This window comes from Thermomonas haemolytica, from assembly GCF_004346265.1.
Taxonomy (GTDB): Bacteria; Pseudomonadota; Gammaproteobacteria; order Xanthomonadales; family Xanthomonadaceae; genus Thermomonas; species Thermomonas haemolytica.
On sequence record NZ_SMAP01000001.1, the window covers coordinates 85,318 to 111,282 of the forward strand.

At 69.4% G+C, this 25,965-nt stretch carries 28 protein-coding genes and 2 tRNA genes; 14 read left to right on the forward strand and 16 right to left on the reverse strand.

The features are described 5' to 3' along the window. Positions 1-16: 16 nt before the first annotated feature. Together EDC34_RS00435 and EDC34_RS00440 are read left to right on the forward strand one after the other, a co-directional pair. Positions 17-1,084, forward strand: coding sequence for an SAM-dependent methyltransferase (locus EDC34_RS00435; RefSeq protein ID WP_240311035.1), 1,068 nt, complete (start codon positions 17-19; stop codon positions 1,082-1,084). Continuing rightward, positions 1,048-1,620, forward strand: a complete 573-nt coding sequence (locus EDC34_RS00440) for a lipocalin family protein (protein ID WP_114958890.1) — start codon at positions 1,048-1,050, stop codon at positions 1,618-1,620. The genes EDC34_RS00435 and EDC34_RS00440 overlap by 37 nt, the downstream gene beginning before the upstream one ends. A 4-nt stretch (positions 1,621-1,624) precedes the next feature. On the opposite strand, the gene EDC34_RS00445 is transcribed toward EDC34_RS00440, so the two are convergent. The 3 genes from EDC34_RS00445 to EDC34_RS00455 all read right to left on the reverse strand — a co-directional run bounded on the left by EDC34_RS00445 (position 1,625) and on the right by EDC34_RS00455 (position 4,781). After that, entirely contained in the window at positions 1,625-2,011 is a 387-nt protein-coding gene (locus EDC34_RS00445) for a DUF4124 domain-containing protein (RefSeq protein WP_132982819.1), read from the reverse strand. Between the two features lie 110 nt (positions 2,012-2,121). Beyond that, positions 2,122-2,568 (reverse strand): Cu(I)-responsive transcriptional regulator, encoded by a 447-nt coding sequence (gene cueR / locus EDC34_RS00450; protein WP_114959251.1) that lies wholly within the window; start codon positions 2,566-2,568, stop codon positions 2,122-2,124. 17 nt (positions 2,569-2,585) lie between these two features. Continuing rightward, on the reverse strand, positions 2,586-4,781 hold the full coding sequence (locus EDC34_RS00455) for a heavy metal translocating P-type ATPase (protein ID WP_240311024.1): 2,196 nt from the start codon (positions 4,779-4,781) through the stop codon (positions 2,586-2,588). A 137-nt stretch (positions 4,782-4,918) separates the two neighbouring features. Here EDC34_RS00455 and EDC34_RS00460 point away from each other — a divergent pair, with 137 nt between their 5' ends. Genes EDC34_RS00460 through arsJ form a run of 3 tightly spaced genes read left to right on the forward strand, consistent with a single transcriptional unit; the run spans position 4,919 to position 7,531 of the window. Next, complete coding sequence (locus EDC34_RS00460) at positions 4,919-5,248, forward strand: ArsR/SmtB family transcription factor (RefSeq protein WP_114958893.1); 330 nt, start codon at positions 4,919-4,921, stop codon at positions 5,246-5,248. 42 nt (positions 5,249-5,290) lie between these two features. Beyond that, the gene (locus tag EDC34_RS00465) at positions 5,291-6,295 is read left to right on the forward strand and encodes an ArsJ-associated glyceraldehyde-3-phosphate dehydrogenase (RefSeq protein ID WP_114958894.1); all 1,005 of its coding nucleotides are present in this window, start codon (positions 5,291-5,293) and stop codon (positions 6,293-6,295) included. Between the two features lie 3 nt (positions 6,296-6,298). Next, positions 6,299-7,531: an organoarsenical effux MFS transporter ArsJ gene (arsJ, locus tag EDC34_RS00470; protein ID WP_114958895.1), complete on the forward strand. Its 1,233-nt coding sequence runs from the start codon at positions 6,299-6,301 to the stop codon at positions 7,529-7,531. Positions 7,532-7,588: 57 nt separating this feature from the next. Here the strand turns inward: arsJ and EDC34_RS00475 are convergent, their stop codons facing one another. After that, entirely contained in the window at positions 7,589-9,067 is a 1,479-nt protein-coding gene (locus EDC34_RS00475) for a SulP family inorganic anion transporter (protein WP_114958896.1), read from the reverse strand. A gap of 207 nt (positions 9,068-9,274) precedes the next feature. On the opposite strand from EDC34_RS00475, the gene EDC34_RS00480 reads away from it, so the two are divergent. The 3 genes from EDC34_RS00480 to EDC34_RS00490 are packed head-to-tail and all read left to right on the forward strand — an operon-like array spanning position 9,275 to position 12,181. Beyond that, a complete protein-coding gene (locus EDC34_RS00480; RefSeq protein WP_114958897.1) occupies positions 9,275-9,481 on the forward strand; it encodes a heavy-metal-associated domain-containing protein in 207 nt (68 codons plus the stop codon). Then, the gene (locus EDC34_RS00485; protein WP_114958898.1) at positions 9,474-11,222 is read left to right on the forward strand and encodes a copper resistance system multicopper oxidase; all 1,749 of its coding nucleotides are present in this window, start codon (positions 9,474-9,476) and stop codon (positions 11,220-11,222) included. Before EDC34_RS00480 ends, EDC34_RS00485 begins: the two co-directional genes overlap by 8 nt. Beyond that, on the forward strand, positions 11,222-12,181 hold the full coding sequence (locus EDC34_RS00490) for a copper resistance protein B (RefSeq protein WP_165921006.1): 960 nt from the start codon (positions 11,222-11,224) through the stop codon (positions 12,179-12,181). The genes EDC34_RS00485 and EDC34_RS00490 overlap by 1 nt, the downstream gene beginning before the upstream one ends. Positions 12,182-12,293: 112 nt before the next feature. On the opposite strand, the gene fur is transcribed toward EDC34_RS00490, so the two are convergent. Further along, positions 12,294-12,692, reverse strand: a complete 399-nt coding sequence (gene fur / locus EDC34_RS00495; RefSeq protein ID WP_114958900.1) for a ferric iron uptake transcriptional regulator — start codon at positions 12,690-12,692, stop codon at positions 12,294-12,296. 128 nt (positions 12,693-12,820) lie between these two features. Between fur and EDC34_RS00500 the strand changes: the two genes are divergently transcribed. After that, complete coding sequence (locus EDC34_RS00500) at positions 12,821-13,219, forward strand: outer membrane protein assembly factor BamE (RefSeq protein ID WP_114958901.1); 399 nt, start codon at positions 12,821-12,823, stop codon at positions 13,217-13,219. Positions 13,220-13,235: 16 nt separating this feature from the next. On the opposite strand, the gene EDC34_RS00505 is transcribed toward EDC34_RS00500, so the two are convergent. Next, complete coding sequence (locus EDC34_RS00505) at positions 13,236-13,499, reverse strand: RnfH family protein (RefSeq protein ID WP_114958902.1); 264 nt, start codon at positions 13,497-13,499, stop codon at positions 13,236-13,238. Next, positions 13,499-13,930, reverse strand: coding sequence for a type II toxin-antitoxin system RatA family toxin (locus tag EDC34_RS00510; protein WP_114958903.1), 432 nt, complete (start codon positions 13,928-13,930; stop codon positions 13,499-13,501). Before EDC34_RS00510 ends, EDC34_RS00505 begins: the two co-directional genes overlap by 1 nt. Positions 13,931-13,989: 59 nt before the next feature. Between EDC34_RS00510 and smpB the strand changes: the two genes are divergently transcribed. Beyond that, on the forward strand, positions 13,990-14,484 hold the full coding sequence (gene smpB / locus EDC34_RS00515; protein WP_114958904.1) for an SsrA-binding protein SmpB: 495 nt from the start codon (positions 13,990-13,992) through the stop codon (positions 14,482-14,484). Between the two features lie 136 nt (positions 14,485-14,620). Here the strand turns inward: smpB and EDC34_RS00520 are convergent. The 4 genes from EDC34_RS00520 to ppsR form a co-directional block, all read right to left on the reverse strand. Further along, positions 14,621-14,696 (reverse strand) — tRNA-Glu (locus EDC34_RS00520). Positions 14,697-14,719: 23 nt separating this feature from the next. Beyond that, positions 14,720-14,795 (reverse strand) — tRNA-Ala (locus EDC34_RS00525). 82 nt (positions 14,796-14,877) lie between these two features. Then, positions 14,878-15,393: a DUF1249 domain-containing protein gene (locus tag EDC34_RS00530; protein WP_114958905.1), complete on the reverse strand. Its 516-nt coding sequence runs from the start codon at positions 15,391-15,393 to the stop codon at positions 14,878-14,880. Positions 15,394-15,487: 94 nt separating this feature from the next. Next, positions 15,488-16,309 carry a posphoenolpyruvate synthetase regulatory kinase/phosphorylase PpsR gene (gene ppsR, locus EDC34_RS00535; RefSeq protein WP_114958906.1) on the reverse strand — a complete coding sequence of 274 codons (822 nt, stop codon included), beginning with the start codon at positions 16,307-16,309 and terminating at the stop codon, positions 15,488-15,490. Positions 16,310-16,405: 96 nt separating this feature from the next. Between ppsR and ppsA the strand changes: the two genes are divergently transcribed. Then, positions 16,406-18,775 (forward strand): phosphoenolpyruvate synthase, encoded by a 2,370-nt coding sequence (gene ppsA / locus EDC34_RS00540; RefSeq protein ID WP_114959252.1) that lies wholly within the window; start codon positions 16,406-16,408, stop codon positions 18,773-18,775. A gap of 5 nt (positions 18,776-18,780) precedes the next feature. Then, complete coding sequence (locus EDC34_RS00545) at positions 18,781-19,671, forward strand: mechanosensitive ion channel family protein (protein WP_240311025.1); 891 nt, start codon at positions 18,781-18,783, stop codon at positions 19,669-19,671. Positions 19,672-19,699: 28 nt separating this feature from the next. On the opposite strand, the gene orn is transcribed toward EDC34_RS00545, so the two are convergent. Beyond that, a complete protein-coding gene (gene orn / locus EDC34_RS00550) occupies positions 19,700-20,272 on the reverse strand; it encodes an oligoribonuclease (RefSeq protein ID WP_114958907.1) in 573 nt (190 codons plus the stop codon). Positions 20,273-20,330: 58 nt separating this feature from the next. Here orn and EDC34_RS00555 point away from each other — a divergent pair, with 58 nt between their 5' ends. Next, complete coding sequence (locus EDC34_RS00555; RefSeq protein WP_114958908.1) at positions 20,331-20,807, forward strand: DUF2721 domain-containing protein; 477 nt, start codon at positions 20,331-20,333, stop codon at positions 20,805-20,807. Positions 20,808-20,816: 9 nt separating this feature from the next. Here the strand turns inward: EDC34_RS00555 and tadA are convergent, their stop codons facing one another. The 4 genes from tadA to folD all read right to left on the reverse strand — a co-directional run bounded on the left by tadA (position 20,817) and on the right by folD (position 25,626). After that, positions 20,817-21,293 carry a tRNA adenosine(34) deaminase TadA gene (gene tadA, locus EDC34_RS00560; protein WP_114958909.1) on the reverse strand — a complete coding sequence of 159 codons (477 nt, stop codon included), beginning with the start codon at positions 21,291-21,293 and terminating at the stop codon, positions 20,817-20,819. A gap of 133 nt (positions 21,294-21,426) precedes the next feature. Continuing rightward, positions 21,427-22,986 (reverse strand): glutamine-hydrolyzing GMP synthase, encoded by a 1,560-nt coding sequence (guaA, locus tag EDC34_RS00565; protein ID WP_114958910.1) that lies wholly within the window; start codon positions 22,984-22,986, stop codon positions 21,427-21,429. A 130-nt stretch (positions 22,987-23,116) separates the two neighbouring features. Beyond that, on the reverse strand, positions 23,117-24,577 hold the full coding sequence (gene guaB, locus EDC34_RS00575; RefSeq protein ID WP_114959254.1) for an IMP dehydrogenase: 1,461 nt from the start codon (positions 24,575-24,577) through the stop codon (positions 23,117-23,119). Between the two features lie 170 nt (positions 24,578-24,747). Beyond that, positions 24,748-25,626 carry a bifunctional methylenetetrahydrofolate dehydrogenase/methenyltetrahydrofolate cyclohydrolase FolD gene (folD, locus tag EDC34_RS00580; protein ID WP_114958912.1) on the reverse strand — a complete coding sequence of 293 codons (879 nt, stop codon included), beginning with the start codon at positions 25,624-25,626 and terminating at the stop codon, positions 24,748-24,750. Positions 25,627-25,743: 117 nt separating this feature from the next. Between folD and EDC34_RS00585 the strand changes: the two genes are divergently transcribed. Then, a complete protein-coding gene (locus tag EDC34_RS00585; RefSeq protein ID WP_132982820.1) occupies positions 25,744-25,944 on the forward strand; it encodes a hypothetical protein in 201 nt (66 codons plus the stop codon). Positions 25,945-25,965: the final 21 nt, after the last annotated feature.

Here is a 25,965-nt window from a genome sequence, read left to right on the forward strand (position 1 = left end):
CGCCATGAGCACCGTCATGTCCGAACAGGCCGTTCTGCCGAAAGACCGCCCCGCCCCCGGCCTGCTGGGGCTGGCCGAACGCGGCTGGCTGCCGGATGCCGCGATCCGCACCGGCATCCGCCGCCTGTGCGAACAGCGCCTGAAGGAAGAGCTGGCCGGCGGCGTGGAGGCCCAGTCCGCGCGCCAGCGCGAGCGCCTGGACCTGCTGCGCGCCAGCCCGCTGGCGATCGAGACCGAGGCCGCCAATGCCCAGCACTACGAGCTGCCGCCGGCGTTCTTCACCCATTGTCTCGGTCCGCGCCTCAAATACTCCTGCTGCTACTACCCGCAGGGCGATGAAACCCTGGCCGAGGCCGAGGAGGCGATGCTGGCGCTGTACTGCGAGCGCGCCGGGCTGGCCGACGGCCAGGACATCCTGGAGCTGGGCTGCGGCTGGGGCTCGCTCACGCTGTGGATGGCCAAGTACTTCCCGAACGCGCGCATCACCGCGGTCTCCAATTCCAACGGCCAGCGCGGCTTCATCGAGGCGCGCTGCCGCGAGCGAGGGATCGGCAACGTGCAGGTGCTCACCCGCGACGTGAACACGCTGGCGCTGCCGGAGTCCGCCTACGACCGCTGCGTGTCGATCGAGATGTTCGAGCACATGCGCAACTACGAGAGCCTGCTGGCGCGGATCGGCAGCTGGCTGCGCCCGGGCGGGCGGCTGTTCGTGCACATCTTCGCCCACCGCACCCTGCTCTACCCGTTCGAGACCGAAGGCGAAGACAACTGGATGGGCCGGCATTTCTTCACCGGCGGGCTGATGCCGGCGGCCGACACCCTGCTGCATTTCCAGCAGGCGCTGAAGATCCGCCAGCAGTGGCTGGTGGACGGCACCCACTACGAGAAGACCGCCAACCACTGGCTGCAGGCGCAGGACGCCCACCGCGAGGAGGTGATGGCGGTGCTGCGAAAGGCCTACGGCGATGCCGCCGGGCTGTGGTTCCAGCGCTGGCGGATGTTCTGGATGGCCTGCGCCGAGCTGTTCGGCTACGCGGATGGACAGGAATGGCTGGTGTCGCACTACCTGTTCGAGCGCGCCTGAAGGCGGCGCGCCGCCGATGGGCCGCCCCGCTGCTGGCGGTGGCCAGCGCGGGGGCCAGCCATCCGCCGGTCCCGCCAGTGCCGCAGCTGGATCTGCCGCGCTTCATGGGCACCTGGTATCTGGTGGGTGGCATGCCGACACCATTCGAACGCACCGCCTGGAACGCGGTGCAGACCTACACCCTGCGCCGTGATGGCAGCATCCTGACCACCCTGACCTTCAACCAGGGCGGGGCCGAAGGCCCGCGCAAGCACATCGAGGCGCCGGCGCGGGTTCGCCCGGGCACCGGCAATGCGGTGTGGGACGTGCGCGTGTTCGGCCCGTTCACTTCGCAATACAAGGTGGTCTGGTTGCGTGAGGACTACGGGCTGATGCTGGTGGCGCGCGATGCCCGCGACTACGCCTGGGTGTTCGCGCGCTCGCCGGCGGTGCCCGAGGCCGAGCTGGAGGCCGCGCGCCGCCGCCTGCAGGGCTGGGGCTACGACCCCGGCAAGTGGCGCTACGTGCCGCAGGTCGCAGGCCACGCCGCGCAGTAGTGCATCAACCGCGCGGACAGGCCGCACGCACCTTCGCATCCAGCCGGCTGAGCTGGGCATAGGTCCGCTTCAGGCCCAACTGCTCCAATGCGGCACTCCGCCCGGCCTGGGCGGCCCGGCAGCGATCGGACGCCGTCGCCGCGGCGCGATGCCGCCGCGGATTTTTCACGCTCCGATGCTGCTTCACAGGTGCCTGGCGCAGGCCCGCCGTCGCCTGCGACGCGCTGATGACCGGCTCTGGCCGGTATTCCACCACCCGGTCCAGGCGCATCGTTGCCGCACAGGGCTGCGCCTGGTAGCTCACCGCGCCGTCGCGGGCAAGACAGCGGTACAGCTGTTCGGCGCGCGCGGGCATCATCTGGGTACAGACAAGCAGCAGAAGCGCAAGCATCCATCGGCGCATCGGCGATCCTCCCTCACGCGATGCGCGCAGGATGCGCGGCCTGCACCGCCCCGGCCATCGGCCAACACGCCGCCGTCGCCTCGGAAAACCGCCCAGCCTCACTCGCCCGCGGCCAGTTCCTCCAGGATCGGGCAGGTCGGGCGCGCATCGCCGTGGCAGCGCTGCGCCAGCGATCGCAGCGTGCGCTGCATGGCCTGCAGCTCGCGGATCTTCTGCTCCAGTTCGGCGGCGTGCGCCAGCGCCAGCTGCTTGACCTCGGCGCTGGCACGATGGGGGTCGTCCCACAGCGCCAGCAGCGCCTGGATCTGCTTGATCGAAAACCCCAGCGAGCGCGCGCGTTTGATGAAGCGCAGCCGGTGCAGATCGTCCTGCCCATACAGGCGATAGTTGGCGTGCGTGCGCGCCGCCGGGGCCATCAAACCGATCGCCTCGTAGTGGCGGATCATCTTGGCCGAGACGCCGGTCAGCGCCGCAGCCTGGCCGATGTTGTGCAGGCCCTGCTCCAGCGCATCGGCCAGTTCGGGGCGAACGGTCTTGGAGGCCATGGCGTTTTCCTCGCAGATCAATCATGGGCGCGCGGGGTCCAGCGCCGCAGCAGCAGGGCATTGCTGACGACGCTGACGCTGGAGAGCGCCATCGCCGCCCCGGCGAGCATCGGGTCGAGCCAGCCCAGCGCCGCCAGCGGCAGGCCGACCACGTTGTAGATGAAGGCCCAGAACAGGTTCTGGTGGATCTTGCGCACGCAGCGCCGGGAGAGGTCGATGGCATCGGCCACCAGACGCGGGTCGGGCCGCATCAGGGTGATGGCGGCGGCCTGCATCGCTGCGTCGGTGCCGCTACCCATCGCAAAACCCACCGTGGCCGCGGCCAGCGCCGGGGCATCGTTGACCCCATCGCCGACCATCCCCACCGCCTCGCGCGCCGCCAAGGCGCGGATCGCCTCCAGCTTCTCCTGCGGCAGCAGCCCGGCCTGCACTTCGTCCGCGTGCAGGCCGACCGCGCGCGCCAGCGCCAACGCAGCCTCCCGGGTGTCGCCGGTCAGCAGCAGCGGACGGATGCCGAGTGCACGCAGCGCGGCGATCGCCTCTGCCGCCTGCGGACGCGGCGCATCCCCGAACGCCAGCAACCCGCGCACCTGCCAGCCGGTGGACGTCTCCGCCGCCAGCCAGGCCAGGGTGCGCCCATCCGCCATCGCGTCCTGCGCCTGCTTCTGCAGGGATGAGAGGTCGAGGCCGAGCTCTTCCATCCAGCGCGTGCTGCCGAGTCGCAGCGCCTGCGCCGGCCCGCGCCCGCGCACGCCGCGCCCGGGTACCGCAGTGATGTCGCTAACCGCGGCAGGCGCGATGCCGCGGTCGTGCGCGGCGGAGAGCACTGCTTTTGCCAGCGGATGCTCACTGCCCTGCTGCAACCCTGCGGCGAGCGCCAGCAGCGTGTCCGCGTCGTCCTCCGCGGCATGCAGGCCCAGCAATGCCGGCTTGCCGACGGTGAGCGTCCCGGTCTTGTCGAACGCCACCGTGCGCAGACGCTGGGTGGTCTCCAGCGCCTCCACGTCCTGGATGAGGATGCCGGCGCGCGCGGCCACGCCGGTGCCGGCCATGACCGCCGCAGGCGTGGCCAGCCCCAGCGCGCAGGGACAGGCGATTACCAGCACCGCCACCGCGTTGAGCAGCGCCTGCGTCCAGTCGCCGCGCGCCAGGCCCCAGCCCAGCAGGGTGACCAGCGCAATCGCGATCACCACGGGCACGAACACCGCGCTGACCTTGTCCACGATGCGCTGGATCGGCGCCTTCTTGGCCTGCGCGTCCTCCACCAGCCGCACGATCCGCGCCAGCATGGTTTCGGCGCCGACCGCGGTGGTGCGCAGGCGCAGCCGCCCCTCGCCGTTCACCGCGCCGGCGGTGACGGCATCACCAGCGGCCTTGGCCACCGGCAGCGCCTCGCCGCTGAGCAGGGATTCGTCGCAATGACTGCGGCCTTCGAGGATCACGCCGTCCACCGGGATGCGCTCGCCCGGCAGCACCACCACCGTATCGCCCACCGCCACCGCGTCCACCGCCACCTGGGTTTCGACCCCGTCGCGCAACACGCGCGCAGTGGCCGGCCGCAGCGCCTGCAGCGCGCGGATGGCGGCGCTGGCCTGGCGCTTGGCGCGCGCCTCCAGCCATTTGCCCAGCAGGATCAGGGTCACCACCACCGCCGAGGATTCGAAATACAGCGGCGGCGCGTGCGGGCCGTGCGCCGACGCCAGCAGGTGGTACACGCTCAGCCCGTAGGCCGCGCTGGTCCCCAGCGCGACCAGCTGGTCCATGTTGCCGCTGCGCGCGCGCAGCGCGGCGAACCCGGCGCGGTAGAAGCGCGCGCCCAGCCAGAACTGCACGGGAGTGGCCAGCAGCCACTGCGCCCAGCCGGGCAGCGCCCAGTGGATGCCGAAGGGCATCAGCAGCATCGGCGCGGCCAGCGGCAGCGACAGCAGCACCGCCAGCCACAGGTGGAGAGTCTCGCGGGAGATGCCGGGCTTGGGGGCCTCGGGCGGGGTGGCTTCGGCATGCACGCGGGCGTGGTAGCCGGCCTGCTCCACCGCCTGCAGCAGCCGCGCGGCGGGCACGCCGGGGGCGAGCACGGTGGCGGTCTCGGTGGCCAGGTTCACGCTGGCCTCGCGCACGCCCTCGACCTTGCGCAGGGCTTTTTCCACCCGGCCCACGCAGGAGGCGCAGGTCATGCCCTCGATGTCCAGACGCAGCGGGGATTCGGATGGCATGGCGGCCTCCATCGGCATGAACGAGGGCACAGCTTCGACTTTACCAAGATGGGAAGGTCAAGCCGGTGCGTTGTGGCTTCGTCATGCCGATGTCACATCCGGCGATTACGGTGTCGCCATTCGATTATTCTGGAAAAATGGAAATAAAAGACGCCACCGCCGCCCTCGCCGCGCTGGGCCAGGCCACCCGGCTGGCGGTTTTCCGCCTGCTGGTGGAGGCCGGCCCGGACGGCCGCCTGGCCGGGGAGATCGCCGAGACGCTGGATCTGCCCGGCGCCACCCTGTCGTTCCATCTGAAAGAGCTGGCCGCGGCCGGCCTGATCGCGGCCGAGCCACAGGGCCGCGCCATCCGCTACCGCGCCGATTTCGCCGCGATGGACGCACTGATCGACTTCCTCACCCGCAACTGCTGCGCCGAGAGCGGCCAGCCGGGCTGCCTGCCCGGTGCGCGGCGCGGCTGTGCCTGACGTTTCCCTTCCCTCCACGGTTTCCCACAAACGAGCCTGCATATGAACATCCGCATCGGCATCAATGGTTTTGGTCGCATGGGGCGCTTGGCCCTGCGCGCCGCCTGGGGCAAGCCCGGGCTGTCCTTCGTGCACATCAACGACCCGGCGGGTGATGCCGCCACCCTCGCCCACCTGCTGCAGTTCGACTCGGTGCACGGGCGCTGGGATGCGGCGATTGCCAGCGATGGCGATGCACTGGTGATCGAGGGCGTGCGCATCCCGGTCAGCCGCAACCGCGAGCTGGCCGCCACCGATTGGTCCGGCTGCGACGTGGTGATCGAAGCCTCCGGCAAGTTCCGCAAGCCGGACGTGCTGCAGCCCTACCTCGACCAGGGCGTGCGGCGGGTGGTGGTGGCCGCGCCGGTGAAGGCCGCCGGCGCGCTGGACGTGGTGATGGGCGTCAACCACCACCGCTTCGATCCGGCCGTGCACCGCATCGTCTCCGCCGCGTCCTGCACCACCAACTGCCTGGCGCCGCTGGTGAAGGTGATCCACGAGGGCATCGGCATCCGCCACGGCAGCCTGACCACCGTGCACAGCCTGACCAATACCCAGGTGATCGTGGACGCGCCGCACAAGGACCTGCGCCGGGCGCGCGCCTGCGGCAGCAGCCTGATCCCGACCTCCACCGGCTCGGCCACCGCGATCGCGGAAATCTTCCCCGAGCTGCGCGGGCGCCTGGATGGGCACGCGGTGCGGGTGCCGCTGACCAATGCCTCGCTCACCGACTGCGTGTTCGAGGTCGAGCGCGCGACCAGCGTGGAGGAGGTCAACGGCCTGCTGCGCGCGGCCGCCGAAGGCCCGCTGGCCGGCATCCTCGGCTACGAGACCCGCCCGCTGGTGTCGATCGACTTCCTGCACGACCCGCGCTCGGCCATCGTGGACGCGCCGTCCACGCTGGTGGTGAACGGCACCCAGGTGAAGCTGTATGCCTGGTACGACAACGAATGGGGCTATGCCAACCGGCTCGGCGAGCTGGTGCAGCTGGTCGGCGGCGCGGGCTGAGCGATGCGGGCGCAGCTCTCCTCCGAGGTTCGCCAGTACCTGCTGATCACCGGCAACTACTGGGCCTTCACCCTCACCGACGGCGCCCTGCGCATGCTGGTGGTGCTGCATTTCCACCTGCTCGGCTACAGCCCGCTGCAGGTGGCGATGCTGTTTTTGTTCTACGAGGTGTTCGGGGTCGTCACCAACCTGGTCGGCGGCTGGCTGGGGGCGCGCATCGGGCTCAACCGCACCATGAACATCGGGCTGCTGCTGCAGGTGGTGGCGCTGGCGATGCTGCTGGTGCCGGCGGCGGCGTTGACGGTGCCGTGGGTGATGGCGGCGCAGGCGCTGTCGGGGATCGCCAAGGACCTCAACAAGATGAGCGCCAAGGCCAGCATCAAGCTGCTGGTGCCGGACCAGCAGCAGGACGCGCTGTTCCGCTGGGTGGCGGCGCTGACCGGCTCCAAGAACGCGCTCAAGGGCGTCGGCTTCTTCCTCGGCGGCGCGCTGCTGGCGGCGATCGGCTTCCGCGCCGCGGTGGCGGCGATGGCCGGCATGTTGCTGCTGGTGTGGCTGGCCAGCCTGGTATTGCTCAAGCGCGACCTGGGCAAGGCCAAGGCCAAGCCGAAGTTCCGCGAGGCGTTCTCCAAGAGCCGGGCGATCAACCTGCTGTCGGCGGCGCGGCTGTTCCTGTTCGGTGCGCGCGACGTGTGGTTCGTGGTCGCCTTGCCGGTGTTCCTGTACGACAGCCTCGGCTGGGATTTCTGGCAGGTCGGCGGCTTTCTCGCCGCCTGGGTGATCGGCTACGGCATCGTGCAGTCGCTGGCGCCCTGGGTCACCGGACGCCGACGCGGGGCGCTGCCGGACGGACGCGCCGCACTACTGTGGGCGCTGCTGCTGGCCGCCGTCACCGCCGGCATGGCGCTGGCCCTGGGCCGCGGCCTGGACGCCCGCGATGTGCTGGTGGGCGGGTTGCTGCTGTTCGGGGTGCTGTTCGCGATCAACTCCGCGCTGCACAGCTATCTGATCGTGAGCTACGCCAGCGAGGATGGCGTCTCGCTGGACGTCGGCTTCTACTACATGGCCAACGCGATGGGCCGCCTGCTGGGCACGGTGCTGTCGGGCTGGGTGTTCCAGGTTGCGGGGCTTACCGCCTGCCTGTGGATCTCGGCCGCGTTCGTGGCGATCGCCGCGGCGATCTCGCTGGCCCTGCCGCGGCACGCGACGAGCGGCGCGGCGGCCGGCCCGGGGTGAGCCGCGACCGGGCCGGTTGCCGGCGCCCGGTCGCAAGGCCCGCCCCGCCGCACGGGCTCAGTGCCCGCTGGCGAGGCTGGCGGATTCGTCGCGGTAGGTGTTGAGGCGGTCCACCAGCCATTCGCTGGCCTCGTTCAGGCCCACCACCTCCACCTGCGCGCCGTGCTTGCGGAACTTCAGCACCACCCGGTCCAGCGCGGCCACCGCGCTGGTGTCCCAGAAATGCGCCTTGCGCACGTCGATCACCACCTTCGCCGGTGCGTGGATGTAATCGAAGCTGTTGGCGAACTGCACCGCCGAGGCGAAGAACACCTGCCCGCGGGCCTCGTAGATACGCTCCCCGTTCGGGCCCGGGCGATCCTCCACCACCAGCATCGCGCTGACCCGGCGGGTGAACGACAGCGCGGTGAGCAGCACGCCCGTCAGCACGCCCTTGGCGAGGTCGTGGGTGGCCACGGTCACCACCACCGTGCCCAGCATGATCAGGTTGGCGGTCTTGGGATGGGTCTTGAACTCGCGGAAGCTCTTCCAGTGGAAGGTGCCGATGCTCACCGTGATCATCACCGCCACCAGTGCCGCCATCGGGATCTTCGACACCCACGGCGAGGCGTATACCACCAGCACCAGCAGCACCACGCCGGCGACCAGGCAGGACAGCCGCCCGCGCCCGCCAGCCGTGATGTTGATCACCGATTGCCCGATCATCGCGCAGCCGGCCATGCCGCCGAACAGACCCGAGACGATGTTGGCCACGCCCTGCCCCGCAGATTCGCGACGGCGGTTGGTCGGGGTGTCGGTCATGTCCTCCACGATCTGGGCGGTCATCAGCGATTCCAGCAGGCCCACCACCGCCAGGGTGGTCGAGACCGGCAGCAGGATGCGCAGGGTGTCCAGCGTCCACGGGATGTCCGGCAGCAGGAACGCCGGCAGGCTGTCCGGCAGGTGGCCCATGTCGCCGACGGTGCGGATGTCCCAGCCCAGCCAGCCGACGGCCAGGGTCAGCACCACGATCGCCACCAGCGCCGAGGGCACCGCGCGGGTCAGGCGCGGCAGCAGGTAGATGATCGCCAGCCCCGCGGCACAGGCCGCGTACACCTGCCACGACTTGCCCACCAGCTCCGGCAGCTGCGCCAGGAAAATCAGGATGGCCAGCGCATTGACGAAGCCCACCACCACCGAGCGCGACACGAAGCGCATCAGGGTATTCAACCGCAGCGCCGCCGCCAGCAATTGCAGCAGGCCGGTGAGGATGGTGGCCGCGAACAGGTATTGCAGGCCGTGGTCGCGCACCAGGTCCACCATCAGCAGCGCCATCGCGCCGGTCGCGGCGGAAATCATGCCCGGGCGACCGCCGGCGATGGAGGTCACCACCGCGATGCAGAAGGCCGCGTACAGCCCCACCTTGGGATCCACCCCGGCGATCAGCGAAAACGCGATCGCCTCCGGGATCAGCGCCAGCGCCACCAGCACGCCCGACAGGATGTCGCCGCGCACGTTACCGAACCACTGCTCGCGCAGCGAATAATTGACCGACATAAAAAACTTCTCCGTGCCCGCCCCTGCGGGCGCGCATTGCAAGATCGAGGGAAACCGGAACAGGGACACCCCTTGTATTGCAGTGCAGCATGACAGGGCAAACGCCGCCGTGCCTGCCGCCATCCCTGCCTGCTTGACCTTCCTATCGCGGCAAGCCCGACACTTCCGCGCATCGTCTTCCCGCCCGCCACCACAGGAGCCACTCCAATGCTGCTGAAAGTCGAGAACATGAGCTGCCAGCACTGCGTGCGCAGCGTGACCGCCGCCCTGCGCGCGCTGGATGCCGAGGCGCGGGTGGACGTGGACCTTGCGCACGGCGAAGTGCGCGCACAGGGCGCCTTCACCCCGCAGGCCGCGGTAGAGGCGCTGGCGGAGGCCGACTACCCCGCGCAGTTGATCGCCGCCGATGACTGAGGGCGATCCCCGCGACGTGCACGACCGTGGCCGCCGTCGCCTGCTGCGCGGCGCGGCGCTGGGTGCCGGTGCACTGGCGCTACGCCCGCTGTGGGCGCTGGCGGCGCCGGATGAACCCACCGTGCTCGCGGGCAACACCTTCGACCTGCGCATCGGGCGCACCCCGGTCAACATCACCGGGCGCAGCGCATACGCGTTCACCGTCAACGGCCTGCTGCCGGGCCCGGTGCTGCGCTGGCGCGAAGGCGAGACCGTGGACATCCGGGTACGCAACACACTGGACGAAACCAGCTCCATCCACTGGCACGGCCTGCTGCTGCCGGCGAACATGGACGGCGTGCCGGGGATGAGCTTCAACGGCATCCCGCCCGGCGGCGAATACCACTACCGCTTCAAGCTCCGCCAGAGCGGCACCTACTGGTACCACAGCCATTCCAGCCTGCAGGAACAGGCCGGGCTGCTGGGTGCGATCATCATCGACCCGGCCGGCCCGGACCCGCTGGCCTGCGAGCGCGACTACGTGGTGCTGCTCTCCGACTGGACCGACCTGCCGCCGGCGCGGCTGCTGGCGCGGATGAAGAAGCGCAGCGACTACGACAACCTGCACAAGCGCACGCTCGCGGATTTCGTGCGCGACGTGCGCCGCGACGGGCTGGCCGCCACCCTGGCCGACCGCCGTGCCTGGGGCGCGATGCGGATGAGCCCCACCGACCTGGCCGACGTCAACGGCCACACCTACACCTTCCTCGCCAACGGCCACACCGCCGCGCAGAACTGGACCGCGCTGTTTGCGCCGGGCGAGCGCGTGCGGTTGCGCTTCATCAACGGCGCGGCGATGACCTTTTTCGACGTGCGCATCCCCGGCCTCACCATGACCGTGGTCGCGGCGGACGGCCAGCCGGTGCATCCGGTTGCGATCGACGAGTTCCGGATCGCCCCAGCGGAAACCTATGACGTGATCGTGCAGCCGGATATGGACGCCGCCTACACCGTGTTCGCGCAGGCGATGGACCGCAGCGGCCATACCCGCATCACCCTCGCCCCGCGCCCGGGCATGCAGGCGCCGATCCCGGCAATGGACCCGCGCCCGCTGCTGACCATGCAGGACATGGGGCACGGTGGGCACGGCAAGGCGACGGGCGAGATGGCCTGCGGGGCAGCGATGCACATGGCGGGCATGGCCGGGATGGATCACGGCGCGCACGCGCCTGCGCCGATGCAGGCGCATCCGGCCAGCGAACGCGGCAACCCCGATGTGGACATGCAGACCATGCTGCCCACGCCGCGCCTGGACGACCCCGGCATCGGCCTGCGCGACAACGGCCGCCGCGTGCTGCGCTACGCCGACCTGCGCAGCCTGCAGCCGCCTGCGGACGATCGCCTGCCGTCGCGCGACATCGAGCTGCACCTCACCGGCAACATGGCGCGCTTCACCTGGGGCTTCGACGGCATCCCCTTTACCGACGCGGAGCCGATCCGGCTGCGCTACGGCGAGCGCGTGCGGCTGGTGCTGGTCAACGACACCATGATGGAACACCCCATCCACCTGCACGGGATGTGGAGCGATCTGGAGGACGCGGACAGCCGCTTCCTGGTGCGCAAGCACACGGTCTCGATGCCACCCGGCACCCGTCGCAGCATCCGCGTCACCGCCGATGCGCTCGGACGCTGGGCCTTCCACTGCCACATGCTGCTGCACATGGAAACCGGGATGATGCGCGAAGTGCGGGTGGAGGAATGATGCGCCGTCTCTTCCTGCCTCCCCTGCTGCTCTGGGCCGGCGTGACCGCCGCGCAGTCGCACGCGCACCACGGGCACGCGATGCTCATGCCGCCGTCGCCCGCAGCATCAACGCCGGCGGAAGGTGCGGATGCGCATGCCGGCCATCAGGCGAATGGCGGGCAGGCCGGGCAGACCGCCCAGGCTGCGCAGGCCGACCATGCCGGGCACGGCAACCATGACACCCATGCCAACCGCGACGATCCCGCCGCCCGAGCCGCCCCCTACCAGGTGCCGCCGGTGACCGCGGCGGACCGCGCCGCGGCGTTTCCGCTCCTGCACGGTCAGCATGTGCATGGCGATCCGCTGGTGTGGATGGTGCAGGCCGACCGCTTCGAATACACCCAGGGCGATGCGCTGGCCTGGTCGGGCAAGGTCTGGATCGGCCGCGACTATGGCCGCCTGTGGCTGCGCAGCGAGGGCGAGCGCGCCCGCGGCCAGACCGATGCCAGCCTCGAAGCCCTGTGGGGCCACCCGCTGGATGCCTGGTGGGACGTGCTGGCCGGCCTCCGCCACGACACCGCCGGGCCCAGCCCCGCGCGCGACTGGCTGGCGCTCGGCGTGCAGGGGCTGGCCCCGTACAAGTTCGAGATGCAGGCCACTGCCTACCTGGGCCGCGGTGGACGCGCGATGCTGCGCGCCGAGGCCGAGTACGAGCTGCTGCTCACCAACCGCCTGATCCTGCAGCCGCATCTGGAGGCGGTGCTCAACGGGCGCGCCGTTCCCGCGCGCGGCACCGGCGCGGGCCTTGCGCAGACATCGCAGGGCCTGCGGCTACGCTACGAGATCCGGCGCGAATTCGCGCCCTACCTCGGCTATGCCTGGACGCAGCGGCATGGCGGTACCGCGGACCAGGCGCGCCTACGCGGCGAGCCCGTGCGCGACCACGGCTGGGTCGCCGGCGTCCGCTTCTGGTTCTGAGGCCCTCTGCGCGCCCGCCAGCCAGTTCCCGTTCTTGGCGGGCCTGCCAGTTTCCGTTCGTGGTGAGCCTGTCGAACCACGGGCGCGAACCGCGCGCGGCCGACGCAGAATTTCAGCGCTTCTTGCGCACGTACAGCACCAGCGCGTGGTCGGCGATCTCATAGCCATGCTCGGCGGCGATCTTCTGCTGCAGCCGCTCGATTTCCTCGCTCTGGAACTCGATCACCTTGCCGGTGTCCACGTCCACCATGTGGTCGTGGTGGACGCCGCGATCCAGCTCGTACACCGCGGTACCGCCCTCGAAGTTGTGCTTCAGCACCAGGTGCGCGGCCTCGAACTGGGTCAGCACCCGGTAGATGGTGGCCAGGCCGATATCCTCGCCCTCGGCCAGCAGGTGCTTGTAGATGTCCTCGGCGGTCATGTGCCGCGGCTTGGCGTGTTCCAGCAACTCCAGGATCCGCAGCCGCGGGTGGGTGACCTTGAGTCCAGCCTTGCGAAGATCCGGCGCCATCGAAAACCCTCCGTCGCGGGCGCAACCGGCAACCGCGCATGAATGCACGCGCCCGTGCAGGCCATGCTGGCCGATGCATGTGGCCGGGAGTGTATCATCGGCGTTCCTGCCACTGCCCCGCCCCGCCGATGCGCAAGCTGCTTCCCCTCGTCCTGGCCACCCTGTTCGTGAGCGGCTGCGGGTTGGTGTACCGGCAACCGATCTTCCAGGGCAACCTGCTGGAAAAGACCTCGGTGGACCAGCTGCAGGCCGGCATGGACCAGCGCCAGGTGATGATGCTGCTGGGCACCCCGTCGGTCCGCGATCCGTTCCACCACGACCGCTGGGACTACGTCGCCAGCCAGCGCATCGGCCGCACCGGCGCGCCGGTGGTCAAGACCATGACCCTGTGGTTCGAGAACGGCCAGCTGGCGCGCTGGGAAGGCGAGTACTTCCCCGAGCAGGACGAGGCCCTGGCCAACAACTCGATCCGTTACTTCGGCCCGAACCTGGCCAAGGACAAGGACAAGAAGAAGCGCGGCCGCTGAGATCGCCCGCGCGCCATCAGCGCCTGGCGCGCGTCCCGGCGCGCCGCCGCCGCGCCTGCATCGGGTCGCACTGCAGCGGCCGCAGCAGTTCGATCCGGTCGCCGTCGTGCAGCGGCGTTTGCAACCCGGCGACCTGGCCGAACACCGCCAGCGCCACGAACTCCGCATCCAGCCGCCAGCCCGCGGCCTGCAGTGCATCCGCCACGCAGGCGCCGGGCGGTAGCGCCACCTGCACGGCATCGAAGCGCCCGGGCCAGGCGCGGACCAGTTCCACCTGCATCACTCACCGCTCCGGTCCGCTTCGCGCACGAAATCGTCCACCATACGGTCGGCCAGCCCCTGCATGCCCAGCTGCAGCGCCGGGCCAAGCAGCCGGTTCTGCGGTTCGAAATCCAGCCGCAGGCTCACCTTGCAGGCGCATTCGTCCAGCGCATGGAACTCCCAGCGGCCATGCAGGTGGCGGAACGGGCCGTCGCGCAGGGACATCTCGATGTGGTGCGGCGGCGCCAGCAGATTCTCGGTGGTGAACCAGGTGTGGAAGCCGCCCAGCCCGAGGTCGAGCCGCGCCACCAGCCGCTCCGGGCCTTCCTCCAACACCTGCGCCTGGCGGCACCAGTCGAAGCGGCGCGGATAGGCCTGCACGTCGTTCACCAGGGCGAACATGCGGCGGGCGGAGTGTTCGACGAGGGCGCTGCGCTGGATGACGGGCATCGTGGGGTCCGTGCGGCCCGGATGCACCGCGCGGCATCCGGATCGGCGAGAATGGCGGGATGAGCAAGAAGAACGGCAAGGATAAGCCAAACGGCGGCGGCACCATCGCGCTCAACAAGCGCGCGCGCCACGAGTACAGCTTCGAGCAGAAGTTCGAGGCCGGCCTCGCCCTGCAGGGCTGGGAGCTGAAGGCGATCCGCGCCGGCCGCGCCAACATCGGCGATGCCTACGCGGTGGTGCTGCAGGGCGAGCTGTTCCTGATCGGCGCCCAGATCACCCCGCTGATCCAGGCCTCCACCCACGTGGTCGCCAACGACCGCCGCACGCGCAAGCTGCTGCTGCACCGGCACGAGATCGACAACCTGATCGGCCGCATCCAGCGCGACGGCTACACCCTCGTGCCCACCGCGCTGTACTGGAAGGGCAACAAGGTGAAGGCCGAACTCGCGCTGGCCAAGGGCAAGCAGACCCACGACAAGCGCCAGGCCAGCAAGGACCGCGACTGGAACCGCGAGAAGCAGCGCCTGCTGCGCCGGCACAACAAGGACGCCTGAGCGCTCGAAACAGTCCACGCGCGTCGCGCGGGCGCGCTGGATGGCCATTGCCCACGCGAGCGCCACGGATGGAATCGCCCCAAAGCGAAACGGCCACCTTGCGGCGGCCGTTGGCATGGAACTGCGGATTCGGAGATGGCGTCCCCACGGGGATTCGAACCCCGGTCGCTACCGTGAAAGGGTAATGTCCTAGGCCTCTAGACGATGGGGACAGAACCGAAAACGCGTTGGAACGTGGTGGAGCCAGCCGGGATCGAACCGGCGACCTCCTGCATGCCATGCAGGCGCTCTCCCAGCTGAGCTATGGCCCCACGGGCTGGAAAGACGCGCATTCTGGAGGGCAAATCGAAAACCGTCAAGAGGTTTTTGCAACGAATTTTCGACGGCGCAGTCTCAGGCGTCCGCGGGCTGCGTCGCGATCGCGGCGCCCTGCCCGTCGCCGCCCACCCCGCAACGCTGCAGGGTGGCCATGCCGTGGCCGCGCTCGGCGAGGTACTGCAGCCATTTGCCGAGGAAGGTGTTCATGCGCAGGCGGTGGTCGAGGATGCGCTGCGGCGGCGGGAACATCCCGATCACGTCCTGCCAGCGGCGCCCGGCATAGCAGTGGGTGGCTTCGACCTGGCGCGCGTCGTGGTACAGGCGCAGGTGTGCGGAAGGATCGGCCAGGCCGGTGTGCGGATCGACCAGGCCATAGCTCATGCGCAGTTCGCTGGTGTAGGCATGCTGCTCCAGCACCTCGATCCGCAGGTCGAGCCCGTCGCCGATCGTGGAGACGTAGCCGCCGCTCGGCAGGTGGGCCACGTCGAACAGGCGCTGCAGGCGCGCATGGTTCTCGGCATACAGCCCCATCAGCCAGCCGAAGCGGCTGAGGCTGGGGATGCGCTGGCGGCGGGCGACGGCAAGGCTCATGCACCGATCCTACACGCGCCGATTCACTGCTGGCAGGATTGACGCGCCTTCTTGCGACGCGCAGGCTTGGAAAGGGCTGCGCGCGGCACCGGCATTAGAACATTTCGCGGTCCAGGCCCAGCGCTTCCATTACCCGGCTGGCGATCTCCTCGATCGAGGCATGCGTCGTGCTGAGCATTTCGATGCCCTCACGGCGCAGCATGGCCTCGGCCTGCGCAACCTCACGCCGACAGGTATCCAACTGCGCATAGCGGGAATTGGGGCGGCGCTCCTGACGGATTTGATGCAGACGTACGGGGTCGATCGTCAGGCCGAACAGTTTGGAGCGATACGGACGCAGGACAGCCGGCAGACACTCGCCTTCCAGATCTTCCGGTGTGAGCGGGTAGTTGGCGGCGCGCACACCGTGGTGCAGGGCCAGATAGATGCAGGTCGGCGTCTTGCCGGCACGCGAGACGCCGACCAGGATGAGGTCGGCGTCGCTGTAGTCAAGACGGACACCATCGTCATGCGCCAGCGCATAGTTCATTGCATTGATGCGCCGATGGTAGGCCTCGAAATCGACGATCCCATGCGCCTGCCCCACCCGCGGCTGCCTGGGCTGTCCCAACTCGCGCTCCAGTGGCCCGATGAACGGAGCAAACACATCCAGGATCAGCCCGCCACTTTCGGCCAGTTGCGCCGTCAGCGCCTGATCCACGCAGGAACTGATGACGATCGGACGCACACCACTGGATTGTGCGGCGGCACGGATTTTGCCGGCAGCGGCGCGCGCCTTGTCCAGCGTGTCCACAAACGGCAGCCTGTCACTGGAGAAGCGCTGCCCGCTGAACTGGGTCAGCAGGCTGTGGCCGATGGTCTCGGCGGTGATGCCGGTGCCATCGGAGACATAGAACACGGGGCGTACGGCGTCCATCGGAACTCCTCGGCGAGGCTCGGGGTAAAATAGCGAACTTCCGCGCGCCTGCGCCGCCAACGCCTCACGGAGCCTGCCTTGAGCATCCCCGCCCCGATCCGCAACGTCCTCTGGCTGAACGAACTGCGCCTAACCGACCTCGCCCAGGTGGGCGGCAAAAACGCCTCGCTGGGCGAGATGATCGGCCAGCTCTCCGGGCTCGGGGTATCGGTGCCCGGCGGCTTCGCCACCACCGCCGACGCCTTCAAGGCCTTCATCGCCCACAACGACCTGCATTCCCGCATCTACACCAAGCTGGACGGCCTGGACGTGGAGGACGTGCCCGCGCTGACCGCCGCCGGCGCCGAAATCCGCGGCTGGGTGATCGATGCGCCGCTGCAGCCGGAGCTGGATGCGGACATCCGCGCCGCCTACGCCGAGTTGTGCCGTCAAGCCGGCGGTAGCGACGTCGCCGTGGCGGTGCGTTCCTCGGCCACCGCCGAGGATCTCCCGGATGCCAGCTTCGCCGGCCAGCAGGAGACCTTCCTCAACGTCACCGGCGCCGACGATGTGGTGCGCAAGGTGAAGGAAGTCTTCGCCAGCCTGTACAACGACCGCGCGATCGCCTACCGCGTGCACCACGGTTTCAAGCACGAGGACGTATTCCTCTCGGCCGGCGTGCAGCTGATGGTGCGTTCCGACGTCGGCGCCTCCGGCGTGCTGTTCACCCTCGACACCGAATCCGGCTTCCGCGACGTGGTGTTCATCACCGCCAGCTACGGCCTGGGCGAGATGGTCGTGCAGGGCGCGGTGAACCCGGACGAGTTCTACGTGTTCAAGCCGACCCTGCAGGCCGGAAAACCGGCGATCCTGCGCCGTTCGCTGGGCAGCAAGCAGCTGCGCATGGTCTATTCCGACGTGCCGGGCGAACGCGTGCGCACCGAAGAGACTCCGGCCGAACTGCGCGCACGCTTCTCGATTACCGACGAGGACGTGCAGGAACTGGCCAGGCAGGCGCTGGTCATCGAGCAGCACTACGGCCGCCCGATGGATATCGAATGGGGCAAGGACGGCCACACCGGCAAGCTCTACATCCTGCAGGCGCGCCCGGAGACGGTGAAATCTCGCGCGCATGCCACCCAGATCGAGCGCTACACCCTGGGCGCCCGCGGCCAGGTGCTGGCCGAAGGCCGCGCCATCGGCCACAAGATCGGCAGTGGCACCGCGCGCGTGGTGCGCAGCCTGGACGACATGCACCGTGTGCAGCCGGGCGACGTGCTGATCGCCGACATGACCGATCCCGACTGGGAGCCGGTGATGAAGCGCAGCGCCGCGATCGTCACCAACCGCGGCGGCCGCACCTGCCACGCGGCCATCATCGCGCGCGAGCTCGGCGTGCCGGCGGTGGTCGGCACCGGCAACGCGATGGAGACGATCCGCGACGGTGATGTGGTCACCGTGAGCTGCGCCGAAGGCGACACCGGCTACATCTATCAGGGCGCCCTGCCCTTCGAGCGCACCACCACCGACCTCGGCAACATGCCGGAGGCGCCGCTGAAGATCATGATGAACGTGGCCAACCCGGAGCGCGCGTTCGACTTCGGGATGCTGCCGAACGCCGGCATCGGCCTGGCCCGCCTGGAAATGATCATCGCCAGCCACATCGGCGTGCACCCGAAGGCGCTGCTGGAATACGACGCGCAGGATGCGGCCACCAAGGCCAGGATCGACGCCCGCATCGCCGGCTACGCCGGCCCGGTGGAGTTCTATATCGAGCGCCTGAAGGAAGGCATCGCCACCATCGCCGCCTCGGTCTACCCCAAGCCGGTGATCGTGCGGCTGTCGGACTTCAAATCGAACGAATACGCCAACCTGCTGGGCGGTTCGAAGTACGAGCCACATGAGGAGAACCCGATGATCGGGTTCCGCGGCGCCTCGCGCTACATCGACCCGAGCTTCCGCGACGCCTTCGCGCTGGAGTGCGTGGCGGTCAAGCGGGTGCGCGAGGCGATGGGCCTTGACAACGTGTGGGTGATGATCCCGTTCGTGCGCACCCTGGATGAAGGCCGCAAGGTGGTCGAGGTGCTGCGCGAGAACGGCCTGGTCCAGGGCGAGCACGGCCTGAAGATCATCATGATGTGCGAGGTGCCCTCCAACGCGCTGCTGGCCGACGAGTTCCTCGACATCTTCGACGGCTTCTCGATCGGCTCCAACGACCTTACCCAGCTCACCCTCGGCCTGGACCGCGACAGCGCCATCGTCGCCGGTCTGTTCGACGAGCGCGATGCAGCGGTGAAGAAGTTGCTGGGGATGGCGATCCAGGCCGCACGCCGCAAGGGCAAGTACGTCGGCATCTGCGGCCAGGGCCCCAGCGACCATCCCGACCTCGCGCAGTGGCTGATGGAGCAAGGCATCGAATCGGTCTCGCTGAACCCGGACACCGTGGTCGACACCTGGCTGGCGCTCGCCAAGGCGAAGGCCGCCTGAGCGCCGTGGGCCTGCTGCAACCCGCCACCGCCGCACTCCACCGCGATGCCATCGACCTGATGCGCGACGTGCGCGGGATCGACTGGCTGGGCCTGCTGGAGACCTGGGGCCTGCGCGTGCTCGCGGCGGTCCTGATTTTCCTATTGGGGCGCTGGCTATCCAGGCGTTTCGCGCATGGGCTGGACCGGGTGCTGGGCCGCGCCGGGGTGGATGCCACCCTCGGCGGGTTCCTGCGCAACATCGCTTACGCGGTGATGCTGGTGCTGGTCATCATGACCGCGCTGACCGCGCTGGGCATTCCCACCACCTCGATGTTCGCGCTGCTCGGCGCCGCCGGCCTCGCGGTCGGCCTGGCCCTGAAGGACTCCCTGTCCAACATCGCGGCCGGGGTGATGCTGATCGTGCTGCGTCCGTTCCGCGCCGGCGACCACGTGGTGATCGCCGGGCAGGAAGGCATCGTGCAGGAAATCCGGGTGTTCCAGACCTGGCTGCGCACCTTCGACCACCGGGTGGTGATCCTGCCCAACAGCCAGGTCACCACCACCCAGATCGTGAATTACTCGCTGCTTCCCTTGCGGCGGATGGAAGTCGCGGTCGGCGTCGGCTATGGCGATGACCTGAAGAAAGCGCGCGAACTGCTGCTCAAGATCGCCAGTGGGCATCCGGCCGTCGTGGAGGATCCGCCGCCGGTGGCGCGGGTGATGGCGCTGGCCGACAGCAGCATCACCCTGACGCTGTACGCCTTCACCCGCAACGACGACCACGTCGATGCGCGCAGCCAGATCGTCGAGGCCATCCGCGACTCCTTCGCGGCCAACGGCATCAGCATCCCGTTCCCGCAGCGCGACCTGCACGTGTATTACGCCGAGCCGCCGCCGGCGACCGCGTCGCGCTGAAGGCTGCGCGTCCCTGCGCCGTCGGGGCTCAGAAAGCGTCCGCCAGGCCCGCCAGCGCGCCCATGTAGCCGCGGTAATGGCGCAGCTCCGCGATCGAATCGTGCACGTCGCTCAGCGCGGTGTGGGTCGATTCCTTGCGGAAGCCGGCCAGCACCGTCGGCGCCCAGCGCCGCGCCAGTTCCTTGAGCGTGCTCACATCGAGGTTGCGGTAGTGGAAGTGGGCCTCCAGTGCCGGCATCAGCCGATGCAGGAAGCGCCGGTCCTGGCAGATCGAATTGCCGCACATCGGCGACGTGTTGGCCGGCACCCACTCGCGCAGGAACGCCAGCGTGCGCGCCTCGGCCTCCGCCAGCGGCACGCCCTCCTCCAGCACCCGCCGCCACAGCCCGGACTTGGCATGCTGGTTGCGGTTCCAGTCGTCCATCGCCTCCAGGACGGAAAGCGGATGCGCGATCGCCAGTTCCGGCCCCTCGGCCAGCACGTTGAGCTGGCCGTCGGTGACCACGGTGGCGATCTCGAGGATCCCGTCGCGCTCGGTGTCGAGCCCGGTCATCTCCAGGTCGATCCAGATCAGGCGGTCTTGGGCGGCATCGGCAGGCATGGGACTCGCACGCGTGTTCAGGTAGCGGCATGATACCGGCTTGCCGACAGGACGCCGCATGCTCCAGCAAACCGCCACCGCGATCGCCGCCAATGCGTTGGGCCATCACGTCATCCTCTCTGCGATGCTGGCGCCGGCATTCTTCCTCACCGCCACCGCGGGCCTGCTGGCCTCGGCCAACGCCCGCCTGGCGCGCGTGGTGGACCGGCTGCGCGCACTGCTGACCAGCTGGGAACACGGAACCCCCGATGCCAGCGAACGCGAGGACCAGATCCGCCGGCATCGCCAGCGCGCACACCTGGTGCTGCGCGCCTGCCGGTTGCTCTACGGTGCACTGGCCAGCTTCGTCGGCACCAGCCTCGCATTGGCGGCCGATGCCCTGCTCGACTCCAGGCTGGGCGGCCTGCCGACGGCGATGGCGGTGCTGGGCGTGCTGTTCCTGCTCGCGGCGAGTATTGCCATGTGGCGCGAAGTCAGCCTGGCGGTGAAGAGCTTCGACCTCGAACTGGACCAGGAACTGGCACGCCGCCACTGATCGACAGCGTCAGGCCTTGCCGCGCCGGGCCCGGAAATAGGCGGTCAGCATGGGGCCGGCGATGTCCGCCAGCACCCCGCCCTGCACCTCCACGCGATGGTTGTGGCGCGGATCGGCCAGCAGGTCGAACACGCTGCCGGCGGCGCCGGTCTTGGGATCGAACGCGCCGAACACTACGCGGGCGACGCGGGCGTGGACCATCGCCATCGCGCACATGGCGCACGGCTCCAGGGTCACGTAGAGCGTCGTCCCCAGCAGGCGGTGGTTGCCCAGTTGCCGGCCGGCTTCGCGCAGGGCGACGATCTCGGCATGCGCGCTGGGATCGCGTTCGCCGATGTTGCGGTTCCAGCCCTCGCCCAGCACCTCACCGTCGGCGGACACCACGACCGCCCCCACCGGGATCTCGTCGTCCTCGTCGCGCGCGCGCGCGGCCAGCGCCAGCGCGTGGCGCATCCAGTGTTCGTCGGTGGATTGCAGGTCGCTCATTCGATGGTCGATGTGGTGGATGCGGGCGGATGGAAGAGGCATTCGTGGCGGTCAGGCGCATCGACCGTTCCGATCCCGTCTATCCGGCGGAGCAATGAAGCGGCCGCGCGCCAGTGGCACGCAAGCGGTCGCTTCATTCCCACTCGATCGTCGCCGGGGGCTTGCCGGAGATGTCGTAGACCACGCGGGAGACGCCGCGCAGTTCGTTGATGATGCGGTTGCTCACACGGCCGAGGAAGTCGTACGGCAGGTGCGCCCAATGCGCGGTCATGAAGTCGATGGTTTCCACCGCGCGCAGTGCGATCACCCACTCGTAGGCGCGCGCGTCGCCGACCACGCCCACCGACTTCACCGGCAGGAACACCGCGAACGCCTGGCTGGTCTTGTCGTACAGGCCGGCCTTGCGCAGTTCGTCGATGAAGATGGCATCCGCGCGCGCCAGCAGCTCCGCGTACTCGGGCTTCACTTCGCCGAGGATGCGCACGCCCAGGCCCGGGCCGGGGAACGGATGGCGGTACACCATCTCGCGCGGCAGGCCGAGCGCCACGCCCAGCCGGCGCACCTCGTCCTTGAACAGCTCGCGCAGCGGCTCCACCAGCCCCAGCTTCATGTGTTCGGGCAGGCCGCCGACGTTGTGGTGGCTCTTGATGACGTGCGCCTTGCCGGTCTTGCTGCCGGCCGACTCGATCACGTCCGGATAGATGGTGCCCTGCGCCAGCCATTTGGCGTTCTTCAGCTTGGCCGATTCCTCGTCGAAGATCTCGACGAACAGGTTGCCGATGATCTTGCGCTTGGCCTCGGGATCGGCGACGCCCTCCAGCGCCTTGAAGTAGCGCTCGGCCGCGTTCACGCGGATCACCTTGACGCCCATGTGCTCGGCGAACATGGCCATGACCTGGTCGCCTTCCTGCCAGCGCAGCAGGCCGGTATCCACGAACACGCAGGTCAGCTGGTCGCCGATCGCGCGGTGCAGCAACGCGGCGACCACCGAGGAGTCCACGCCTCCAGAGAGGCCGAGGATCACCTCGTCGGAGCCCACCTGCGCGCGCACGCGGGCGATCTGGTCTTCGATGATGTTATCCGCCGTCCACAGCGTGGCGCAGCCGCAGATGTCCACCGCGAAGCGGCGCAGCAGCGCTTCACCGGCGGCGGTGTGGGTGACTTCCGGATGGAACTGCACGCCGTAGATCTTCTTCGCGTCATTGGCGAACGCGGCGATGCCGAGGCGGTCGGTGCGCGCGGTGACGGTGAAGCCCTCGGGCGCACGGGCGACGTGGTCGCCGTGGCTCATCCAAACGTTGCGCAGGGCGTCGGTGGTGGCCACCTTCGACAGCAGTGCGTCCTCGGCGACGATCTCCAGCACGGCATGGCCGAACTCGCGCTGGTTGCCGGCCTCGGTCGCCCCGCCCAACTGCACCGCCAGGGTCTGCATGCCGTAGCAGATGCCGAGGATCGGCACGCCGGCATCGAACACCGCCTGCGGCGCGGCCGGGCAGCCGGGTGCGGTGGTCGATTCCGGCCCGCCCGACAGGATGATGCCCTTGGCACCGAACGCCGCGATCTCGGCCGGGTCGTGGTCCCAGGCCCAGATCTCGCAGTACACGCCGATCTCGCGGATGCGGCGCGCGATCAGCTGGGTGTACTGCGCGCCGAAGTCGAGGATCAGGATCTTGTCGGAATGGATGTCGGTCATGTTCTGCTCCCCTCTCCCTCCGGGAGAGGGGCTGGGGGTGAGAGTACGGGCCATCGGGATGCCGGGTCGGGTGACGAACCCTCACCCGGCGCTTCGCGCCACCCTCTCCCGGAGGGAGAGGGAAACAACATCAACTCGCGCGGTAGTTCGGCGGTTCCTTGGTGATCTGTACGTCGTGGACGTGGCTCTCGCGCTGGCCGGCGCCGGTGACCTTCACCATCACCGGGCGCTTGCGCATCTCCTCGATGGTGGCGCAGCCGACGTAGCCCATGGTGGCGCGCAGGCCGCCCATCAGCTGGTGGACCACGCCGGCCAGCGGGCCGCGATACGGCACCCGGCCCTCGATGCCTTCCGGCACCAGCTTGTCGGCATCGGACGCGTCCTGGAAATAGCGGTCCTTGCTGCCCTTCTCCATCGCGCCGAGCGAACCCATGCCGCGGTAGCTCTTGTAGCTGCGGCCCTGGAACAGCTCGGTCTCGCCGGGGCTTTCCTCGGTACCGGCGAACAGGCCGCCGATCATCACGCTGGAGGCGCCGGCCGCGATCGCCTTGCCGATGTCGCCGGAGTAGCGGATGCCGCCGTCGGCGATCAGCGGGATGCGGTCCTGCAGGGCTTCGGCCACCAGGTCGATCGCGGTGATCTGCGGCACGCCCACGCCGGCCACGATGCGGGTGGTGCAGATCGAGCCGGGGCCGACGCCCACCTTCACCGCGTCCGCGCCGGCATCCATCAGCGCCAGCGCCGCATCGCCGGTGACGATGTTGCCGCCCACCACCTGCACCTGCGGGAAGTGCTTCTTCACCCAGGCCACGCGGTCCAGCACGCCCTGCGAATGGCCGTGCGCGGTATCCACCACGATCACGTCCACCCCGGCCGCCACCAGCGCCTCGACGCGCTGCTCGGTGTCGCCGCCCACGCCCACCGCGGCGCCCACCAGCAGGCGCCCGCTGGCGTCGTAGGCCGCGTTCGGGTTGTCGGACTTCTTCTGGATGTCCTTGACGGTGATCAGCCCGCGCAGCGCGAACTCGTCGTTGACCACCAGCACCTTCTCGATGCGGTGCTTGTGCAGCAGGCCCAGCACTTCGTCGTCGCTGGCGCCCTCCTTCACCGTGACCAGCTTCTCGCGCTTGGTCATGATGTGGCGCACCGGGTCGTCGAGCTTCTTCTCGAAGCGCATGTCGCGCCCGGTGACGATGCCCACCAGCTGCCCGTGCGCATCCACCACCGGCACCCCGGAGATGTTGCGCGCGCGGGTCAGGCGCAGGACTTCGCCGATGGTGGTGTCGGGCCCGACCGTGAACGGGTCCTTGATCACGCCGGCCTCGAAGGTCTTGACCTTGGCCACCTCCGCCGCCTGCGCCTGCACGCTCATGTTCTTGTGCAGGATCGAGATGCCACCCAGCTGCGCCATCGCTACCGCCAGCCGCGCTTCGCTCACGGTGTCCATGGCCGCGGAAGCGACTGGAAGGCGGATGCGGAGGCCGCGGGTGAGGCGTGTTTCCAGCGAAACGTCCTTGGGCAGGACGGCGGAATGGGCGGGAACGAGGGAGACGTCGTCGTACGTCAGTGCTTCAGCCAGGATGCGGAGCATCGGCAGACCCATGCGGAAGTGGGGAAGCGCGTCATTCTACCGCTTTTTGCTTCCAGCCTCCCGAAAACCGATCGGTGCCTCGGGAGGGCGGCGCGCAATCGACGTTCCCCGCAAACATGGCCTGCGGCTTGGCCGCGCCCCATGCCCGCCGCGGGTCCCGGCGGGCGCCGTTATGCGCCCGGATGGGCGGCAGCATCCGCCAGTTCCGCCGCTTCCAGCGTGTTCTGCATTAGCGTGGCCACGGTCATCGGCCCTACCCCGCCCGGCACCGGGGTGATCCAGCTGGCGCGCTTGGCGGCCTCCTCGAAGCCAACGTCGCCCACCAGCCGGCCATCGTCGAGGCGGTTGATGCCGACATCGATCACCACCGCGCCCGGCTTCACCCACTCGCCCGGGATCAGGCCCGGGCGGCCCACCGCCACCACCAGGATGTCGGCCTCGCCCACGTGGCGCTTGAGCACCTCCGGCGGGGTGAACTTGTGGCAGCTGGTGACGGTGCAGCCGGCGATCAGCAGCTCCTGCCCCATCGGCCGGCCCACGTGGTTGGACACGCCGACGATGGTCGCGCTCTGGCCGCGCACCGGGCGGTCGGTCCACGCCAGCAGCGTGGTGATGCCGCGCGGCGTGCACGGGCGCAGCCCGAACTGGCGCAGCGCCAGATGGCCGACGTTGGCGGGATGGAAGCCATCCACGTCCTTGTGCGGATGGATGCGTTCGATCAGCGCGCTGGCGTCGCGGATGCCCGGCAGCGGCAGCTGGATCAGGATGCCGTGGATCTTCGGGTCGGCGTTGAGCTGGTCGATCAGAGCCAGCAGTTCGGCCTCGGTGGTGCCGGCCGGCAGGTCGTAGTCGAACGCCTGGATGCCCACCTTGTCGGCCGCGCGCCGCTTGTTGCGCACGTAGCTCTGGCTGGCCGGATCGCTGCCGACCAGCACCACCGCCAGCCCGGGCCGCGACTTGCCGGCGGCCAACCGCGCCTGTACCTGCGCCTTCAGCGAATCCAGCAGTTCGTCGGCGATGCGTTTTCCATCGAGGATGCGGGCGGTCATGCGGCGGCACGGCGGGCGGGAAAGCGTGCATTATCGCCCAGCCGGCCGTCTTCGCGCCGCCGCTGCGTTGGCAGCGGTAAGCTGCAGCGGCCAGCCAGCAGACGAACGAGGCCCGACATGGCAATTCAGGGGGAATGCCCGAAGTGCGGCAAGCGCGTGCTGCACGTGAACGTGGAGCAGATGGTGGGAATGGTCGGTGGCGACAGCAAGGCCCGCTGCATCAGCTTCAGCTGCATCCACTGCCATGCCGTGCTGGGCGTGCAGCTGGATGCCCGCGCCAAGCCGCGGCCGCGACGCAAGGCGGCATCCGCCAGCTGAGGCCGGGGGGGGCGCCCAGCG

Coding starts and splice junctions, on each gene's coding strand:
- EDC34_RS00465 (WP_114958894.1), top strand. CDS start 5,291: ATGAACATCCGCATCGGCATCAATGGTTTTGGTCGCATGGGGCGCTTG.
- EDC34_RS00455 (WP_240311024.1), bottom strand. CDS start 4,781: ATGCCATCCGAATCCCCGCTGCGTCTGGACATCGAGGGCATGACCTGC.
- guaA (WP_114958910.1), bottom strand. CDS start 22,986: ATGACCGACATCCATTCCGACAAGATCCTGATCCTCGACTTCGGCGCG.
- cueR (WP_114959251.1), bottom strand. CDS start 2,568: ATGGCCTCCAAGACCGTTCGCCCCGAACTGGCCGATGCGCTGGAGCAG.
- EDC34_RS00555 (WP_114958908.1), top strand. CDS start 20,331: ATGCTCCAGCAAACCGCCACCGCGATCGCCGCCAATGCGTTGGGCCAT.
- arsJ (WP_114958895.1), top strand. CDS start 6,299: ATGCGGGCGCAGCTCTCCTCCGAGGTTCGCCAGTACCTGCTGATCACC.
- EDC34_RS00475 (WP_114958896.1), bottom strand. CDS start 9,067: ATGTCGGTCAATTATTCGCTGCGCGAGCAGTGGTTCGGTAACGTGCGC.
- folD (WP_114958912.1), bottom strand. CDS start 25,626: ATGACCGCCCGCATCCTCGATGGAAAACGCATCGCCGACGAACTGCTG.
- orn (WP_114958907.1), bottom strand. CDS start 20,272: ATGCCTGCCGATGCCGCCCAAGACCGCCTGATCTGGATCGACCTGGAG.
- EDC34_RS00505 (WP_114958902.1), bottom strand. CDS start 13,499: ATGCAGGTGGAACTGGTCCGCGCCTGGCCCGGGCGCTTCGATGCCGTG.
- EDC34_RS00440 (WP_114958890.1), top strand. CDS start 1,048: ATGGCTGGTGTCGCACTACCTGTTCGAGCGCGCCTGAAGGCGGCGCGC.
- EDC34_RS00485 (WP_114958898.1), top strand. CDS start 9,474: ATGACTGAGGGCGATCCCCGCGACGTGCACGACCGTGGCCGCCGTCGC.
- tadA (WP_114958909.1), bottom strand. CDS start 21,293: ATGAGCGACCTGCAATCCACCGACGAACACTGGATGCGCCACGCGCTG.
- EDC34_RS00445 (WP_132982819.1), bottom strand. CDS start 2,011: ATGCTTGCGCTTCTGCTGCTTGTCTGTACCCAGATGATGCCCGCGCGC.
- EDC34_RS00585 (WP_132982820.1), top strand. CDS start 25,744: ATGGCAATTCAGGGGGAATGCCCGAAGTGCGGCAAGCGCGTGCTGCAC.
- EDC34_RS00435 (WP_240311035.1), top strand. CDS start 17: ATGTCCGAACAGGCCGTTCTGCCGAAAGACCGCCCCGCCCCCGGCCTG.
- EDC34_RS00500 (WP_114958901.1), top strand. CDS start 12,821: ATGCGCAAGCTGCTTCCCCTCGTCCTGGCCACCCTGTTCGTGAGCGGC.
- guaB (WP_114959254.1), bottom strand. CDS start 24,577: ATGCTCCGCATCCTGGCTGAAGCACTGACGTACGACGACGTCTCCCTC.
- EDC34_RS00490 (WP_165921006.1), top strand. CDS start 11,222: ATGCGCCGTCTCTTCCTGCCTCCCCTGCTGCTCTGGGCCGGCGTGACC.
- ppsR (WP_114958906.1), bottom strand. CDS start 16,309: ATGGACGCCGTACGCCCCGTGTTCTATGTCTCCGATGGCACCGGCATC.
- EDC34_RS00530 (WP_114958905.1), bottom strand. CDS start 15,393: ATGAGCCTTGCCGTCGCCCGCCGCCAGCGCATCCCCAGCCTCAGCCGC.
- fur (WP_114958900.1), bottom strand. CDS start 12,692: ATGGCGCCGGATCTTCGCAAGGCTGGACTCAAGGTCACCCACCCGCGG.
- smpB (WP_114958904.1), top strand. CDS start 13,990: ATGAGCAAGAAGAACGGCAAGGATAAGCCAAACGGCGGCGGCACCATC.
- EDC34_RS00510 (WP_114958903.1), bottom strand. CDS start 13,930: ATGCCCGTCATCCAGCGCAGCGCCCTCGTCGAACACTCCGCCCGCCGC.
- EDC34_RS00480 (WP_114958897.1), top strand. CDS start 9,275: ATGCTGCTGAAAGTCGAGAACATGAGCTGCCAGCACTGCGTGCGCAGC.
- EDC34_RS00460 (WP_114958893.1), top strand. CDS start 4,919: ATGGAAATAAAAGACGCCACCGCCGCCCTCGCCGCGCTGGGCCAGGCC.